This is a genomic window from Chitinophaga caseinilytica (genome assembly GCF_038396765.1).
In the GTDB taxonomy this organism is placed as follows: Bacteria; Bacteroidota; Bacteroidia; order Chitinophagales; family Chitinophagaceae; genus Chitinophaga; species Chitinophaga caseinilytica.
Window position 1 is genome coordinate 1,894,164 of the sequence record NZ_CP150096.1, and the last position, 17,209, is coordinate 1,911,372.

Annotated in this window: 14 protein-coding genes; 13 read left to right on the forward strand and 1 reads right to left on the reverse strand. The window is 56.1% G+C overall.

The window, feature by feature from the left end:
- Positions 1–9 precede the first annotated feature (9 nt).
- The 7 genes from WJU22_RS08130 (at position 10) to WJU22_RS08160 (ending at position 9,049) form a co-directional block, all read left to right on the forward strand.
- Complete coding sequence (locus tag WJU22_RS08130) at positions 10–1,299, forward strand: MFS transporter (RefSeq protein WP_341842740.1); 1,290 nt, start codon at positions 10–12, stop codon at positions 1,297–1,299.
- A gap of 21 nt (positions 1,300–1,320) precedes the next feature.
- A complete protein-coding gene (locus WJU22_RS08135; protein WP_341842741.1) occupies positions 1,321–2,484 on the forward strand; it encodes a Gfo/Idh/MocA family oxidoreductase in 1,164 nt (387 codons plus the stop codon).
- Between the two features lie 60 nt (positions 2,485–2,544).
- Positions 2,545–3,603, forward strand: coding sequence for a sugar phosphate isomerase/epimerase (locus WJU22_RS08140; protein WP_341842742.1), 1,059 nt, complete (start codon positions 2,545–2,547; stop codon positions 3,601–3,603).
- Positions 3,604–3,650: 47 nt separating this feature from the next.
- Complete coding sequence (locus tag WJU22_RS08145) at positions 3,651–4,055, forward strand: c-type cytochrome (RefSeq protein ID WP_341842743.1); 405 nt, start codon at positions 3,651–3,653, stop codon at positions 4,053–4,055.
- Positions 4,056–4,081: 26 nt separating this feature from the next.
- Positions 4,082–4,804 (forward strand): DUF1080 domain-containing protein, encoded by a 723-nt coding sequence (locus WJU22_RS08150; protein ID WP_341842744.1) that lies wholly within the window; start codon positions 4,082–4,084, stop codon positions 4,802–4,804.
- Positions 4,805–4,814: 10 nt separating this feature from the next.
- Positions 4,815–5,549: a ThuA domain-containing protein gene (locus WJU22_RS08155; RefSeq protein WP_341842745.1), complete on the forward strand. Its 735-nt coding sequence runs from the start codon at positions 4,815–4,817 to the stop codon at positions 5,547–5,549.
- Between the two features lie 92 nt (positions 5,550–5,641).
- A complete protein-coding gene (locus WJU22_RS08160) occupies positions 5,642–9,049 on the forward strand; it encodes a ThuA domain-containing protein (RefSeq protein ID WP_341842746.1) in 3,408 nt (1,135 codons plus the stop codon).
- 303 nt (positions 9,050–9,352) lie between these two features.
- On the opposite strand, the gene WJU22_RS08165 is transcribed toward WJU22_RS08160, so the two are convergent.
- Complete coding sequence (locus WJU22_RS08165) at positions 9,353–9,763, reverse strand: transmembrane 220 family protein (protein ID WP_341842747.1); 411 nt, start codon at positions 9,761–9,763, stop codon at positions 9,353–9,355.
- Between the two features lie 577 nt (positions 9,764–10,340).
- Here WJU22_RS08165 and WJU22_RS08170 point away from each other — a divergent pair.
- The 6 genes from WJU22_RS08170 to WJU22_RS08195 all read left to right on the forward strand — a co-directional run bounded on the left by WJU22_RS08170 (position 10,341) and on the right by WJU22_RS08195 (position 17,190).
- Entirely contained in the window at positions 10,341–11,222 is an 882-nt protein-coding gene (locus WJU22_RS08170; protein WP_341842748.1) for an EboA domain-containing protein, read from the forward strand.
- Between the two features lie 59 nt (positions 11,223–11,281).
- The gene (locus WJU22_RS08175) at positions 11,282–12,268 is read left to right on the forward strand and encodes a TatD family hydrolase (protein ID WP_341842749.1); all 987 of its coding nucleotides are present in this window, start codon (positions 11,282–11,284) and stop codon (positions 12,266–12,268) included.
- A gap of 47 nt (positions 12,269–12,315) precedes the next feature.
- Entirely contained in the window at positions 12,316–13,224 is a 909-nt protein-coding gene (eboC, locus tag WJU22_RS08180) for a UbiA-like protein EboC (protein ID WP_341842750.1), read from the forward strand.
- A 177-nt stretch (positions 13,225–13,401) separates the two neighbouring features.
- Positions 13,402–14,553: a 3-dehydroquinate synthase gene (locus tag WJU22_RS08185; protein WP_341842751.1), complete on the forward strand. Its 1,152-nt coding sequence runs from the start codon at positions 13,402–13,404 to the stop codon at positions 14,551–14,553.
- Positions 14,554–14,592: 39 nt separating this feature from the next.
- Entirely contained in the window at positions 14,593–15,798 is a 1,206-nt protein-coding gene (eboE, locus tag WJU22_RS08190) for a metabolite traffic protein EboE (protein ID WP_341842752.1), read from the forward strand.
- Positions 15,799–15,828: 30 nt separating this feature from the next.
- Entirely contained in the window at positions 15,829–17,190 is a 1,362-nt protein-coding gene (locus WJU22_RS08195; RefSeq protein ID WP_341842753.1) for a nucleotide pyrophosphatase/phosphodiesterase family protein, read from the forward strand.
- The last annotated feature ends 19 nt before the right edge of the window (positions 17,191–17,209 follow it).

Consider the following 17,209-nt stretch of genomic DNA (forward strand, 5'->3'; position numbering starts at 1 on the left):
AACACGTCTATGAAGCAGATACAGCCTAAGAGTCTTTTCGTTGCCAGCTGCCTGGCCCTGCTTGTCACTTCCTTATCCTTCGGGATTCGCGCCGGCATCCTCGGACAGCTGGGCGTGCAATTCCATCTGAACGCCCAGGAATTATCCATCATCGCCGGTACTGCTTTTTGGGGTTTCCCGCTCGCCGTTGTGCTGGGCGGTTTCATCGTAGATGCCATCGGCATGAAACGCCTGCTCATCGCGGCATTCGTGCTGCATTTGCTCGGCATCGTCCTCACCATCGCCACACCTTATTTCAGCTCCGGTTTCTGGCCGCTGTTCATCTCCACCCTGTTCATCGGTATGGCGAACGGTACGGTGGAAGCAGCCTGCAACCCGCTCGTAGCCACTATCTTCCCCGATAATAAAACCACCAAGCTGAACCACTTTCACCTCTGGTTCCCCGGCGGTATCGTAGTAGGCGCGCTCGTGGTATTCCTGTTCAAGGAGCTCGGGCATGCCGACCTCTGGCAACTGCAGGTAGGCCTCATGATCATCCCTACGCTGCTGTACGGTTACCTCTTCTCCAAGCTGGACTTCCCCGTTACGGAGCGCGTGGCCGCGGGGGTTTCCAACGCACAGATGTACCGCTCGGTAACCAGCCGGCTGTTCATCTTCATGTTCATCTGCATGTTCGGCACGGCCATCACGGAACTCTTCACCAACCAATGGATCGAAATACTCCTGAAAAACGTAACGGAAAACGGTATCCTCATCCTGGCGCTCACCGCCGGCGTACAGGTGCTGGGCCGTGCAGTGGCAGGGCCTATCGTGCACCGGCTGTCGCCCACCGGCGTGCTGTTCATTTCAGCGATTTTGTCGGCCCTCGGGCTTTACCTCATGGGTAGCCAGTCTGGCAGCATGCTCTTCGTAGCCGCTGTCATTTTCGGTCTTGGCATCACTTACTTCTGGCCCACCATGCTCGGGTTCGTTTCCGAGAACATCCCGGAATCCGGTGCGCTCGGCATGAACCTCATGGGTGGCGCGGGTATGTTCGCCGTATCTATTTATATGATGTTCATGGGTGGTTTCTATGACAGCATCATCGGGAAGAACCTCCCCGCCGGCGGCACGCTCGATACCTTCCGCTCCGCCGCCCCCGGCACCGCCGAAGCAGCGGCCTACGCGCAGGCACAGGCGGTCGCAGGTCCGGAAATCATCAACGTGACCCTCGTGATACCCATTATACTCATCGTTGCCTTCGGCGGCCTTTATTTCTATATGAGAGGCAAAAGCAAACAACAATTACAAACTGCATAAACGTATCAGAAACTATATAGTATGAACAGGAAACTCAGAATGGGAATGATCGGAGGCGGGAAAGACGCCTTCATCGGGGCCATCCACCGCATCGCGGCGAATATGGACGGGCTCATCGAACTGAAAGCAGGTGCCTTGAGCATCAACCCCGAAGTGGCCGAAGACTCCGGGCGCTCGCTCTTCCTGGATAGCGACCGCATCTATACGGACTTCAAAACCATGCTCGAGAAGGAAGCCGCCATGCCGGCTGAAAAGCGGCTGGACTTCATCACCATCGTGACCCCCAACTTCGCACACTTCGAGCCGGCCATGATGGCCCTCGATAAAGGGTTCCACGTCGTGATCGAAAAGCCCATCACCTTCACCCTCGACGAAGCCAAACAACTCAAAGCCAAGGTGGAGCAGACCGGCCTCAGCCTCCTGCTCACCCACACCTATACCGGCTACCCCATGGTGAAACAGGCCCGCCAGATGGTGGCCAACGGCACCCTGGGCAAAATCCGCAAAGTATGGGTAGAATATCCGCAGGGCTGGCTGTCCAAACTCAGCGAGCGCGAAGGCAACGCACAGGCAGCCTGGCGCACCGACCCCAAGCGCTCCGGTAAAGCCGGCGCCATGGGCGATATCGGCACCCACGCCTTCAACCTCGCAGAATACATCACCGGCGATACCGTGGAAAAACTCTGCGCAGACAACCACATCATGGTGCCTGGCCGCCTGCTCGACGACGATGGCGCCGTGCTCATGCGCTTCACCAACGGCGCTGCAGGCGTACTGATGGCTTCGCAGGTAGCCGCCGGGGAAGAGAATGCCCTCAAAATCCGCGTATACGGAGAGAAAGGTGGTATGGAATGGGCACAGCACGAGCCGAACACCCTCATCGTGCGCTGGCTCGACAAGCCCGCCGAAATTCTCCGCGCAGGTGCCGGCAACCCGCACCTCAGCTCCTTCGCCACCCACAACTGCCGCACGCCGGGCGGTCACCCCGAAGGGTACCTCGAAGCATTCGGCAACCTGTACCGCAACTTCGCACTGTCGCTCCAGGCCCGTATAGACGGCACCGAAGCGTCGAAGGAAGCGCTCGACTTCCCCTCGGTTAACGAAGGTGTACGGGGCATGGCTTTCATCGATAATGTGGTGAAAAGCTCCGCCAGTACCGAAAAATGGACGACCTTCGAAATTTAGGTCGCCTTTTCGAAGAGATTGCGGAAATTGAATTTTTATTAATCTGATAAGGAAAAGCATATGAAGACGATCAAAGGGCCCGGCATTTTCCTGGCGCAGTTCCTGGACGACAAAGCCCCTTTCAATACCCTCGAAGGCATTACCAAATGGGCTGCCTCCCTGGGTTTCAAAGGGGTGCAGATCCCCACCTGGGACCCCCGGATGATAGACCTGAAGAAAGCCGCCGAGAGCCAGACCTATGCAGACGAGATCAAAGGCATCGTGCAAAGCGCAGGGATGGAGATCACCGAGCTGTCGACCCACTTACAGGGCCAGCTGGTGGCCGTTCACCCCGCCTATAACGAACTGTTCGACGGGTTCGCTCCCGCGGAACTGCGCGGCAGCGCCAACGTGAAAGCCCGTACGGAATGGGCCGTCCAGCAACTGAAATACGCCGCCAAAGCGAGCCGCAACCTGGGCCTGAACGCCCACGCCACTTTCAGCGGCGCGTTGCTCTGGCAAACGGTGTACCCCTGGCCCCAGCGCCCTGCAGGGCTCGTGGAAACGGGGTTCAAGGAGCTGGCCAACCGCTGGCTGCCGATCCTCAATGAAATGGATGCGAACGGCGTGGACCTCTGCTACGAGATCCACCCCGGCGAAGACCTGCACGACGGCATCAGCTACGAGCGGTTCCTCGCTGCCACCGGCAACCACAACCGCGCCTGCCTTTTGTATGATCCCAGCCACTTCGTGCTCCAGGCTATGGATTACCTCGAATACATCGATATCTACCACGAAAAAATAAAGATGTTCCATGTGAAAGACGCGGAATTCAATCCCACCGGCCGCTCCGGCGTGTACGGCGGGTACCAGTCGTGGATCGACCGGCCGGGGCGTTTCCGCTCCCTGGGCGATGGACAGGTGGATTTCAAGGCGGTGTTCAGCAAGCTGACCCAATACGATTTCTCCGGCTGGGCCGTGATGGAATGGGAATGCTGCATGAAGCACCCGGAAGACGGGGCACGCGAAGGCGCGCCGTTCATTAAGGATCATATTATCCGCGTCACCGAAAAAGCGTTCGACGATTTTGCCGGAACGGGTGCGGATGAAAACCTGAACAGACGTATATTAGGACTGTAATGGCTTTGCAATAACGATTTTCTAAAGACTTTAAAACTCAGTAAACGATGAAGAAATTATTCTTGATGCCGGTGGTAATTGGTTCCGTAGTGTTCATGGCAGCCTGCGGCGGCGGCGGTGAAGAAAAGAAAGCCGAAGAGAAGGCATCTCAAGAAGCCCCGGCTCCCGCGGCAGACAATTCCATGGTAGCCGACGTAACCGGCAAAGGAAAGGAACTGATGGCAGCGCAGGATTGCGCCACCTGCCACAAGGAAACCGAAAAAGTGATCGGGCCCGCCTTCAAGGAAATTGCCGCGAAATATCCCAACACCCCGGAAAACATCGCCACGCTGGCCGACAAGATCATCAGCGGCGGTTCCGGTAACTGGGGCGAAATTCCCATGGCTCCGCACGCCGGCATTTCCAAGCCCGACGCGGAAGAAATGGTGAAGTACATCCTGACTGTTAAATAAGAAACAACCCTATAAACAGTTCAACAATGACGAAACGTATATTATCCACCGTTATGCTGATCGGCGCCTTGTCTGCCGGTACAACCGCTTTCGCGCAGGAAGCCACGCTTTCCAAAAAAGAACAGAAAGCCGGCTGGAAACTGCTGTTCGATGGTAAAACCACCAACGGCTGGCGCGGCTACAAAACCCAGGAAGCCCCCGGCGCCTGGAAAGTAGAGAACGGTGCCCTCTTCCTCGACACCGATGCCAAAAAAGCAGGTGCCAAAGGCGGCGATATCATGACCGCCGAGCCATACGAAAACTATGAGCTCGAACTGGAATGGAAAATCTCCGAAGGCGGCAACTCCGGCATCATCTTCAGTGTACATGAAGACCCGAAATTCGGCGCCACCTACCAAACCGGCCCCGAAATGCAGGTGCTCGACGACGACAAGCATTCCGACGGCAAAATCCACAAACACAACTCCGGCGATCTCTACGATCTCATCGCTTCTCCCGCCCGCTACGCCAAACCCGTAGGCCAATGGAACACCGCGAAGATCATCAAGAAAGACGGCAAACTGACCCTCGTCTTCAACGGCCACAAAACCGCAGAAGTAACCATGGGCTCCGAAGCATGGGATAAACTCGTTGCCGGATCGAAATTCAAAGCCTGGGATGGCTTCGGCAAATTCCAGAAAGGACACATCGCCCTGCAAGACCATGGCGACAAAGTTTGGTACAGAAACATCAAGATCCGCCAACTGTAAGCCTTAACACATGATGCGCTACAAATATCTCTTCCTCCTCTGCGCCGTGGTTGCTATCTCCACCGGCCTGGTGGCTTTCAAAAAAGCAAAGCCCCGCCTGCTCGTTTTCTCGAAAACAGCAGGGTTCCGACACGATTGCATCCCCGTGGCCAAAGTGGCCATGCTGAAGCTGGGAGCGGAAAACGGTTATGAAGTGGATACCACCGAAGACGCATCCCTGTTCACCGCTAAAAACCTCGCCCGGTACAAAGCCGTAGTGTTCCTGAACACCACCGGCGATGTCCTCAACGATGATCAGCAGTCCGCCCTGGAAGGCTACATCCGGAAAGGCGGCGGGTACGCGGGCGTGCATGCGGCCACCGACACGGAGTACGACTGGCCCTGGTACAACCAGCTGGTTGGCGCGTACTTCCTCAGCCACCCGCACCAGCAAACCGCAACGCTCAACGTAGTGGACAGGAACCACCCCGCAACGGCCCACCTCGAGCCTACCTGGGTGCGCAAAGACGAATGGTACAACTTCAAAAGCATCGTGCCCGGGCTGAACGTCCTCATCAAAATCGATGAAAGCTCCTACGAAGGCGGCAAGAACGACGGCAACCACCCCATGAGCTGGTACCGCGAGTTCGACGGCGGCCGCACCTTCTACACCGAGCTGGGCCATACCAAAGAGTCGTACAGCGAGCCCGCTTTCCTCAAACACATCCTCGGCGGGATCAACTACGCCGCAGGAAAGAAGAAGTAGGCAACCATGCATAACTTACCAGTAGAGACGCTTCCATGCGTCTCTACTTGCTTTTAAATACCACGTTTACTATCGATTAATTGAACGATACCATGAAGCATATCACATACCTGCTCGTCTTTATCGTTGCGGCAACCATGCTCAGCTGCAGCAAAACCCGGCCCGGAAAAGCGAAAGTGCTCGTCTTCTCCAAAACCGCCGGATTCCGCCACGCCTCCATCCCCGCGGGCATCGAGGCACTCCGGAAAATGGGCGCCGAAAATAATTTCGACGTCGACACCACCGAAGATGCCGGCAAATTCACGGAGAACAATCTCAAACAATACTCCGCCATCATCTTCCTCAACACCACCGGCGATGTCCTGAACACCGCACAGGAAGCGGATTTTGAACGGTACGTACAATCCGGGGGAGGCTTCGTGGGCATTCACGCTGCCACCGACACCGAGTACGACTGGGCCTGGTACGGCAAACTGGTTGGCGCCTACTTCTCCGACCACCCGGCCGGCACTCACAAAGCAAAACTCATCGTCACCGACAAAAGCCACCCATCCACCGCCAACCTCCCCGACACCTGGGAGCATACCGACGAATGGTATAACTTCAAAAACGTGAACAAGGAGACGAAAGTGCTCATGAAAGTCGACGAATCCACATACGCCGGCGGCAAAATGGGCAACGACCACAACATCTCCTGGTACCACGAATACGACGGCGGCCGCGCGTTCTACACCGAACTGGGCCATACGGAAGAATCCTACAAAGAAGAAAACTTCCTCAAACATGTGCTCGGCGGCATTCAGTACGCCATCGGCAAAAACCTGGAACTGGATTACGCAAAAGCCAAATCGCTCCGCGTTCCGGAAGAAGACCGCTTCACCCGTCAAACCCTCACCAGCGGCGAGTTCTTCGAGCCCACCGAAATGGCCATCCTCCCCAACCTCGACATCCTCGTTGCACAACGCCGTGGCGAACTGATGCTCTACAGCAACGCTTCGCAGAAACTTTCACAAGTTGGCCTGCTGCACGTGTACCATAAAACGGAAGTCCCCAATGTGAACGCGGAAGAAGGACTCATGGGCCTCGCCGCCGATCCGGACTACGCGAAAAATAATTACATCTACCTCTTCTATTCTCCCACCGATACTTCCGTGAACCGCCTCAGCCGGTTCAAATTCGTGAACGGCCAGCTGGATATGCAATCCGAAAAAGTGATCCTCCAGTTCTACTCCCAGCGCGATATCTGCTGCCACACCGGCGGCTCCATCGCGTTCGGCCCGGATGGCTTGCTCTACGTTTCCACCGGCGACAATACCACACCGTTCGACGAAGCCGGACAGCCTTACGTGAGCAAAGGCTACGGCCCTGTAGACGACCGTCCCGGCCACCAGCAGTACGACGGCCGCCGCAGTTCTTCCAACACCAACGACCTCCGCGGTAAAGTGCTGCGCATCCGGTTGAAGGAAGACGGTTCTTACGAAATCCCGGAAGGCAACCTTTTCCCGGTTGGTACCGCGAAAACGAAACCCGAGATCTATACGATGGGGACCCGCAACCCGTATCGCATTTCCATCGACCGCAAAACGAATTTCCTCTATTGGGGCGAAGTAGGGCCCGATGCGGCGAACGACGATTCTACCCGCGGCCCGCGCGGATACGACGAAGTGAACCAGGCGAAGAAGGCCGGCTATTACGGTTATCCGCTGTTCATCGCCGACAATAAACCGTATCGCGCTTACGATTATACAACAGGCGTTTCCGGACCTTACAATGATCCGAAGAAGCCCATCAACAATTCCCGCAACAATACCGGTCTCACCGAACTGCCGCCCGCGCAGCCCGCGTTCATCTGGTACCCTTATGGCAAATCTGACGAGTTTCCGCTGGTGGGCACCGGTGGCCGTAACGCAGAAGCAGGGCCGGTGTACTACAGCGAATTCTATCCGAAAGAAACCCGCCTGCCGGATTACTACAACGGCAAACTGTTCATCTACGATTGGATCAGGGGCTGGGTGATGGCGGTTACGATGGATAAAGACGGTAATTATGTGAAGATGGAACGCTTCCTGCCGTCGCAGAAATTCAACGCGCCAATCGATATGGAAATGGGCCCCGACGGAAAGCTGTACATCCTCGAATACGGGAATGGTTGGTTCTCCAAAAACGCTGACGCAGGGCTGGTCCGCATCGATTACAATGGCGGCAACCGTGCACCGAAAGTGAAGATGGAAGTGGAAAAACTGACCGGCGCACTGCCGTTTACCGTGAAAGCTTCCGCAGAAGGTTCCGTTGACCCAGACGGCGACGCGATCACCTACACCTGGAATTTCGGGAACGGCAATAAGAAAGAAACGACAACGCCTTCAGCGGAATTCACTTACACCACCGCCGGAGAATACCCGGTTTCAGTGGAAGTGACCGACGACAAGGGCGCACATACCCTGAGCCAGACCATCCAGGTGTATGCGGGGAACGAAACGCCCACCGTGAACATCCAGGTGAAAGGCAACAGCATGTTCTATTTCCCCGGAAAGAAAGTGGATTATGCGGTGGAAGTGGCCGACAAGGAAGACGGGCAGTCCGCTGCCGGCGGTTTCGACATCGCCAACCTGTACGTGAAAGCGATTTATATGGAAGGGCGCGACAAGGCAGCGATGTCTCAGGGCCACCAGATCATCTCCGGTGCGATCGCAGGGAAAAACATCATGGAAACTTCCGACTGTAAAACCTGTCATAAGCCGAACGAGAAATCCATCGGGCCGAGCTTCGTGGAAGTGGCGAACAAGTATAAGGCGGATCCGAAATCGCCCGACTACCTGGCCGACAAGATCATCAAAGGCGGCGGCGGTGTCTGGGGCGAAACGGCGATGGCCGCGCACCCCGGCATTTCTCACGGCGAAGCCAAACAGATCGTGGAATACATCTTCTCCCTGGCGGGCGGCGCCAAACAGGACCCCTCGCTGCCGGCGAGCGGCAGCCTGAACGCGACGTTGGGCAATGAAGTGAAAGACAGGGGGATTCTTTACCTGATCGCTACCTATACCGACAAAGGCGGTCCGGGCATCCGGCCGATTACGGGAACCGCCAGTGTGGAACTGCGCAACCCGAAAATCCAGGCGGAAAGCTACAAGGGGTCTGACGGTGCGAATTCCGTGGAGATCGAAGGGATGAAACTGCTGGTTCCGGGCGCCAATACCTGGGCGGCATATCCCAACCTCGATCTGACCGGTGTTTCCGGCATCGAGCTGACGTACTTCGTGCGGGAGATCCCTGCTCACGGCTATACCGTTTCCGCGCATCTGGACAGCCAGTCCGGCGCGGCGCTTGGCAGTGTAACGATCGGCAAGGGCGCGAAAGCGGGCCAGCCGAACGTGGCGAACATTTCCTTCCCGGCGATCGCCGGCGGGAAGAAGCAGTCGCTGGTGCTGGTGATCAAGGCGGCCGATCCGGCCGAGCAGACGCCGGTGGCGATCGATTACTTCAGATTGCAGGCTAAATAAGTCAGTATCAAATCATAACGAAAAAGCCGTCCCGCGTATAGCAGGACGGCTTTTTTTATGTGGCCGGGGAAGGGGGAAATTATGCTGACAGTACGGTTATAGTGCGGTTACAGTACGGTATCCCTACTATATCCCTACTGTATCTATACTGTTAGCGGGTAGGTCTAGTCCTGCTATAGGTTTGCAAATGGCCTTGCGGCAGGGCCGCGGTTTACGGACTTTGTGTGTGGGATCGCCAGCATTGCAAAAAGGGCCGTACCTATTGAGATACAGCCCTTTTGAATGCTTTTTCGGTGGAAGGGATTACCCGATTTTCATCATTTTTTTGCGCATTTTCTTGGCTTTTTTCTGGCTGGAGTGCACGAAATTGACAAGTAATGCGATGATGAGGATGAAGAGCCCGAAGAATTCGCGGGTGTCTTCGATCCAGGGGGTGGATGCTTTCATGGTGCCGGCGATATTTTGGGCCTGGTGCTCGGTTGCCCAGCTGAGCACGCCGTCTTTCTCGAAGAAGAGGAAGGTGGCGTAGGCGAGGAAAACGAGGATGCCGAAAAGGTACCAGCCGCGATAATAGCGGCGGGTGGCGGCGAGGCCGCAGAGAACGGCTCCGAACAGGTAAATGGGGATCCAGATGTAGGGGTCCGGATCGTTCCACTGAAGGGCGGCGAACAGCACAAACATTACACAGCAAAACACATTGAAAATCTTCATCATGCTAAATGGTATATCCGATAAACTTACGGAAAATCCAGCAGTTAAACTAAACTGGAACACTAGATAAACACGCGGAAAAAAAGTCGGACGGAAGTTTGCGGTTGTTAAATTAATGTTATAATTTTAGAACGTAAGGACGGACCCATTGTACGGAACTTTGCATGAACAACGATCTACGCTGGTTACGAGGAGGCCAACAAACTTATTTGCCTTTATAAATTCCACCTCAGCATAGTTGAAAATATTGCCGACATCGGCTCCCGTTCAGCGATAGCCCATGCAAAATCGTTTTTCCTGAAGGAAAAGTTAAAATTTTCACACATTCAGGTGAGCGCCGAACAATATTTAATCCTTATATTGCAAAAGAATTAGGGCCGGAACCGGAAACCTCCGGCCATTTTTCCTGCTAACCCTGACAAAAATATTGGGGCACCACCCCTGAAGAATATCCTGGTTACTAATCAGGTTTTAGAATGGCGGAAGGAGAGGCACTAGTTGCCTCTCTTTTATTTTTGGTCATGGGCTTCGCTGATCACAATCAGCAGCAGGAACGCCGATTATTTTTTATTTTAGCTGCATGGGATACGCATACGAAGCACCGGGTACAGCCGCAGTTTTAGCAGAGATCATTCAACAGCAAATCCCCGAAAAGGGTAAGCAATGGATAGCCGGCCAACTGGAAGCCTGGCAAACGAAGGGCACTCTTCAAACTTTCAATATCGCATTCACCGCCGCCCCCAGGTTCCTGGGCCGCGACGAAATCTCCGTGCCGCCCGCCGCCCGCGCAGCCCTGCTGCCCCGCTCGGTAGACGGTTTCACCGCCGATCGCCTCTTCCGCACCTGGTGGCTCCTGCAATTGCCGGTTACCGACCAGGCCGCCTACGTGCAGGCCGTCGAAAACCTCTTCCTCGCCGGAGAAATGTACGAGCTCACCGCCCTCTACGGCGCCCTCCCGTTCCTCGCATTCCCGCAGGCCTGGAAACTCCGCACCGCCGAAGGCATCCGCTCCAACATCGGCTCCGTTCTCGAAGCCATCATGGTCCGCAACCCTTACCCGGCGCAGTATCTCGACGAGCCCGCATGGAACCAGCTCGTCATGAAAGCCTTCTTCACCGACAAACCCGTTCATCTCATATCCGGCCTCGACCAACGTGCAAACCCGGAACTGGCCCGCATCCTGCGCGATTTCTCCCGCGAGCGCCGCGCCGCCGCACGCCCCGTTCCGCCCATGCTCTGGCGCCTCGTTGGCCCGTTCATCGATAAAGATAACTTCGAAGACCTCGAACGCGCTTGGTTCTCCGAAGTGCACGCCGAACGCGAAGCCGCCGCACTCGCTTGCCACCTGTCAACCTACGCGCCGGCCAGACAATTGCTCGAAACCCGCGCTGACATGGCTGCGGAAATACAGCAGCAGCAATTGACATGGGACACCGTTGCCGCCCGTGTAAATGGTCTTTAGGTGTTACGCCCGGCAACGCCCGTTTTATTAATTTAATCGCAATCGTAATTCGTACTTATATGTGTTGTAATGCTCAGCTGACGGAAAAGGATTTAGTCCCGCAATCATATGACCCGGCCTTCCTGGATGCCATCAAAGGCATGCGGTTCTTCGACCCGCACGTTCATATGACCTCGCGGACCACAGACGATTACCAGGCCATGGCCGACGCCGGCGTGGTCGCCATCATTGAACCGGCCTTCTGGCTCGGGCAACCGCGGACCGGTATTGATACCTTCCGCGATTATTTCAGCAGTCTGATCGGATGGGAACGCTTCCGCTCTTCCCAGTTCGGCATCAAACATTACTGCACCATCGGCCTCAATTCCAAAGAAGCCAACAATGAAAAACTCAGCGAACAGGTGATGGAAATCCTCCCCCTGTTCATTTACAAGGAAGGCGTTGTAGGTGTGGGCGAGATCGGGTTCGACGATCAGACCGCCCTGGAAGAAAAATATTACCGCGCACAGCTGCAGCTCGCCAAAGAAGCGGGGCTGCCCGTGCAGATCCATACACCGCACCGCGATAAAAAGCAGGGAACCACCCGCAGCATGGACATCGCCATCGAAATGGGGCTCGACCCCGGCATGGTGATCGTTGACCACAACAACGAAGAAACCGTGAAAGAAGTGCTGGACCGTGGTTTCTGGGCGGCTTTCACCATCTACCCGTTCACCAAAATGGGCAACGAGCGGATGGTAGACATCGTGAAGCAGTACGGAACGGAGCGCATCATGGTGAATTCCGCGGCAGACTGGGGCATCAGCGATCCGCTGGCCGTTCCCAAAACCGCGGCGCTCATGCTCGAAAGGGGTATATCGAAAGAAGATATCGAAATGGTCGCTTATCGCAACGCCATCACGGCTTTCGCGCAGAGCGGCCAGATCAACGTAGCGGATTTCGAACGGCCCGCGGAAATCGACCAAAGCCTGAAATTCAATGGCAGCACCGTTTTGAGAGGCGGTCAGCAGCCAAGACCAAACAAACAATCCACGATCATACGATAAGAAACCGACCGAATTTTATCGTATCGTATTGAAAACCTGGGAAAAGCGTGAACTATATCCTTAGCAAACTGCTGGGTTACCTCCGGCTCATGCGGCCGGCCAATATCCTGACCGCCATTACCGACATCATTGCCGGTGCGGCCATCGTAGGCTTTTTTGAACATGGGCTGAACGATCTGCAATCCATCCTCCAACTGGGATGCCTCATGATCGCCACCATCGGGCTGTATGGCGGGGGCGTGGTTTTCAACGACGTGTTCGATGCGAAACTCGATAAAGTGGAACGCCCGGAAAGGCCCATCCCCAGCGGCGTTATCTCCATCACCGAAGCCAGCGTGCTGGGCGGGTACCTCCTCGTGGTAGGGATCCTCGCGGCTTTCACTGTTAGTAATTTCTCCGGCTGGATAGCGGTGCTGACCGCCGTTTCGGCCCTCGTTTACGATAAATGGGCAAAGCATCATTCCGTGCTCGGGCCTTTGCTGATGGGCGTTTGCCGCGGCCTGAACCTCTCGCTGGGGATGAGCGTTTACCTCGTTTCCCTCCAGGGAGATTTCCTCTGGTGGATCGCCGTTGTGCCGGTAGCGTACATCGCGGCCGTAACGATGATCTCGCGGGATGAAGTGCACGGCGGCACGAAAACACCGCTCATGCGCGCGGCGGTCACCTATGCGCTCGTGATCGGGGTCATCGGCTTTTTCAGCTACATGACCGGCCAGTGGCTCACCGTCCCCCTGTTCCTCGCTTTCTTCGCCTGGCTCATCTTTAAACCGCTCATCAAAGCGATGAAAGAGCCCACCGGCCCCAACATCGGGAAGTCCGTCAAATGGGGCGTACTGGGCCTCATCGCCATGAACGCCGCCTGGACGGCCGCCTTCGCCGGCGCCCCCTACGGCCTGGCCGTGCTCGCCTTCCTCCCGCTGTCCATCTTCCTCGGTAAACTCTTCGCCGTTACCTGACCCACGGCTATTTTCAGCGATGATGCACCAACGGGATTGCGGAGGTTTCCGCCGTTTCCTCCGTTCATCCGTCCCCCTTTCGCATCCGCCATTTTATTGTTGTTCCGGTAGTCCCGTTTTCGTACTTTTAACCGTTTTAAACCGTCCCGCAAACACCGGGACTTCAGGAACTTTGCTATGGCGTTTATTCAACAATCATTCAGTGTTGCGTTCGAGTATAAGGTTTTTTTCACGGAGCACCTGTTCAGTACAGACAACCGGGTTTTCGCACAATTCCTCGAAACCCGTGCGGAGAAAGGCTTTCGTAAGAAATTACTTTTCATTGTAGACGATGGCGTTTCCAGCCGGCACGATTACCTGCAGGAGCAGATCACGGCCTATTGCGCCGATATCGAAGGGTTCGAACTGGTGGAAGATGTGATCGTGGTTCCGGGAGGCGAAGCTTCCAAAAACGATCTCCAGCTGTTCCACTGGCTCGTGAACGCAGTAGACCAGCATGCCATCGACCGTCATTCCTATATCGTAGCCATCGGCGGCGGTTCCGTGCTCGACCTCGTAGGGTACGTAGCCGGCGTGAGCCACCGTGGTGTTAAAATCATCCGCATTCCCACCACCGTGCTTTCTCAAAACGATTCCGGCGTGGGTGTGAAAAACGGCATCAATTATCACGGCAAAAAGAATTTCCTCGGCACTTTCGCCCCGCCCGCGGCCGTTTTCAACGACGCGCATTTCCTCACCACGCTCGACGAGCGCGACTGGCGCAGCGGCATGGTGGAAGCGGTGAAAGTGGCGCTCATCAAAGACGCCGCCTTCTTCGACTGGATGGAGGCGAACGCCGCGCAACTCACCGAAGCGGAGCCAACTGCCCTCAATTACCTCATTCACCGCTGCGCGGAACTGCATATGCAGCACATCGGCGGCGGCGGCGATCCGTTCGAAAGCGGCTCCTCCCGTCCACTGGATTTCGGACACTGGAGCGCGCACAAGCTCGAACAGCTCACCGATTTCGAACTGCGCCACGGAGAAGCCGTTTCTATCGGCATCGCGCTGGACAGCGTGTATTCCTGGCTCACCGGTCTGCTCGACCCCGAAAGCCTGGAACGCATCATCCAGCTGCTGAAAGCCCTGCGCCTGCCGCTTTATCACCCGTTGCTGGAGATCGAAGACGACGAAGCGCCCATCGTGGCCGGCCTGCAGGAGTTCCGCGAGCACCTCGGCGGAAGGCTCACCATTTCCCTCCTCGAAGCCATCGGCAAAGGAAAGGAAGTGCATTCCATCGACGTCAACAACCTCCGCAAAGCCGTGAACATGCTGCGCGACAAATGGTAGCACCTCAACCGTAAACTGCCCCCGTCAACAATAAACAACATGGAAACACCATTCGGGCATCTGACCTATTGTACCAATATTCACTCCGGCGAAAGCTGGCCCGAACATTTCGAGCAACTGCGCCGGTTCATCCCCGCCGTGAAGGCCGAAGTGAGTCCCGGTAAGCCTTTCGGCATCGGGCTGCGACTCAGTAACCTCGCCAGCCTCGAACTGTCGAAAGCGCCTGCGCTGGAGGAATTCCAACAATGGCTCCAGGAAAACGACTGCTACGTTTTTACCATGAACGGTTTCCCCTTCGGCGGATTCCATCACGAACGCGTGAAAGACCAGGTGCATACGCCCGATTGGTCTACCGCCGAACGCGCCGCCTACACCGCCCGCCTGTTCCGCATCCTGGCTGTTTTGCTGCCGGAAGGGATGGAAGGCGGCATCTCCACTTCACCGCTGTCTTACAAGTTCTGGCACCGTTGTGAAGAAGAAAGGAAATCCGTGACCGAAGGCGCCACTTTCAATATGCTGCTCGTCGTGGAACAGCTCATCCAGGTGCACAGGAACGGAGGACCGTTGCTGCATCTCGACATCGAGCCCGAGCCCGACGGCCTCCTGGAAAATTCGAAAGAGTACCTGGACTGGTACTTCCAATACCTCCTGCCCGCCGGCGTGATGCTGTTCACCGAAAAGTTCGGTTTCAGCGAAGAAGAAGCGACGCTCGCCATCAAACGGCACGTGCAGCTTTGTTACGACGTATGCCACTTCGCCGTGTCTTACGAAGACCCGCAGGTAGTGCTGGAACGTATGCAGTTTTTTGGTTTGAAAGTCGGGAAGATACAGATCAGCGCCGCGCTGAAAGCCTTGCTGCCAAAGGGCGACAGGGAAAATGTGGTGGCCGCTTTCCGGCAGTTCAACGAAGCGGTATACCTCCACCAGGTGATCGCCCGGAAAAGCGACGGCGATAAAATCCATTATCCCGATCTGCCGGAAGCCCTCGCGGAAGCAGGAAGGGAAGATGTGGAAGAATGGCGCGCACACTTCCATGTGCCCGTATTCACCGGCGAATTCGGCGCCCTCAGCTCCACGCGCGACGATATCGTTCGCGTGCTTTCGCGCCAGCAATCCAAACCCTTCACCACACATCTCGAAGTGGAAACCTATACCTGGGAAGTGTTGCCCGCCGGCCTGAAGCAGGAAATGAGCGCCTCCATCTCCCGGGAACTGAAATGGGTGATGAAGCAGCTGGATATTTAGATCAGATACGCAATCAGAGAAGCCAAGAATATGAGAAAAACCGTAGTGCTGGATATCGTAGGATTGTCGGGCGCCCTCATCGGAGAGCACACGCCCTTCCTGAGCGCCTGGGCGAAGAAAAACCACCAGTCGTCCATCCGGCCCATGCTGCCCGCCGTTACCACCGCCGTGCAGTCGACCTACCTTACCGGGGCCTGGCCCAGCGAAACCGGCATCGTCGGGAATGGCTGGTACGACCGGACAGACAGTGAGATCAAATTCTGGAAACAATCCAATAAACTCGTTCACGGGGAAAAAGTCTGGGAAACCGCCCGCCGGAAACATCCCGGGCTCACTTGTTCCAAGATGTTCTGGTGGTACAACATGTACTCCACCGCCGATTTCTCCGTAACGCCGCGCCCACAGTACCTTTCCGACGGCCGGAAGATGCCCGATTGCTATGCGTACCCGGCCGGTCTGAGAGACCGGCTGCAGCAGGAGCTGGGCACTTTCCCGCTCTTCCAGTTCTGGGGGCCCGGCGCCAACATCAAATCTTCACAATGGATCGCCGACGCGTCTATCCTCACAGACCGCTGGCACCATCCCGACCTCACGCTTATCTATCTTCCCCATCTCGACTATTGCCTGCAGAAATTCGGTCACGACTATACGAAGATCGGCCCGGAGCTGCGCGCTATCGATGGTGTGGTGAAGCAGCTCATCGAATATTACGAACAGCAGAAAGCTGAGGTGATCATACTTTCCGAATACGGCATCACCAACGTCAGCCGTCCGGTGCATATCAACCGCCTGCTGCGTGAGCATGGGCTGATCGATGTTCGTGTGGAACGGGGGACGGAGTTGCTGGACGCGGGCGCTTCCAAAGCGTTCGCCGTTGCCGATCACCAGATCGCGCATATCTACATCAACGACCGGAGCGTGACCAAGAAGGTGCGCGACCTGGTGGAGCAGTTGCCCGGGGTGGGACAGGTGCTCGACCGTGACGGGATCCGCGCGCACAACATGCATCACGAACGCTGCGGCGATCTTGTGCTGGTGGCCGACAAAGACAGTTGGTTCACTTACTATTACTGGCTCGACGATGCGAAGGCGCCCGACTTCGCGCGGTTGGTGGAGATCCACCGCAAGCCGGGGTACGACCCGGTGGAAATGTTCCTCAACCCGGCAGACCCGCTGGTGAAGCTGAAAGTGATCGGTAAAGTGCTGAAAAAGAAACTGGGCTTCCGGTACCTGATGAACGTCATCCCCCTCGATGCCACGCTGATCAAGGGTTCGCACGGCAGGTTGGCGGAAGACGAAAAAGACCACGCGATCCTGCTCACTTCACGTCCCGTTCCGCAATCGGTGCAGGCCACGGATGTGAGGGATATCATCCTGGAACATATCGGGTAATTACTGAAGAGCGTATATT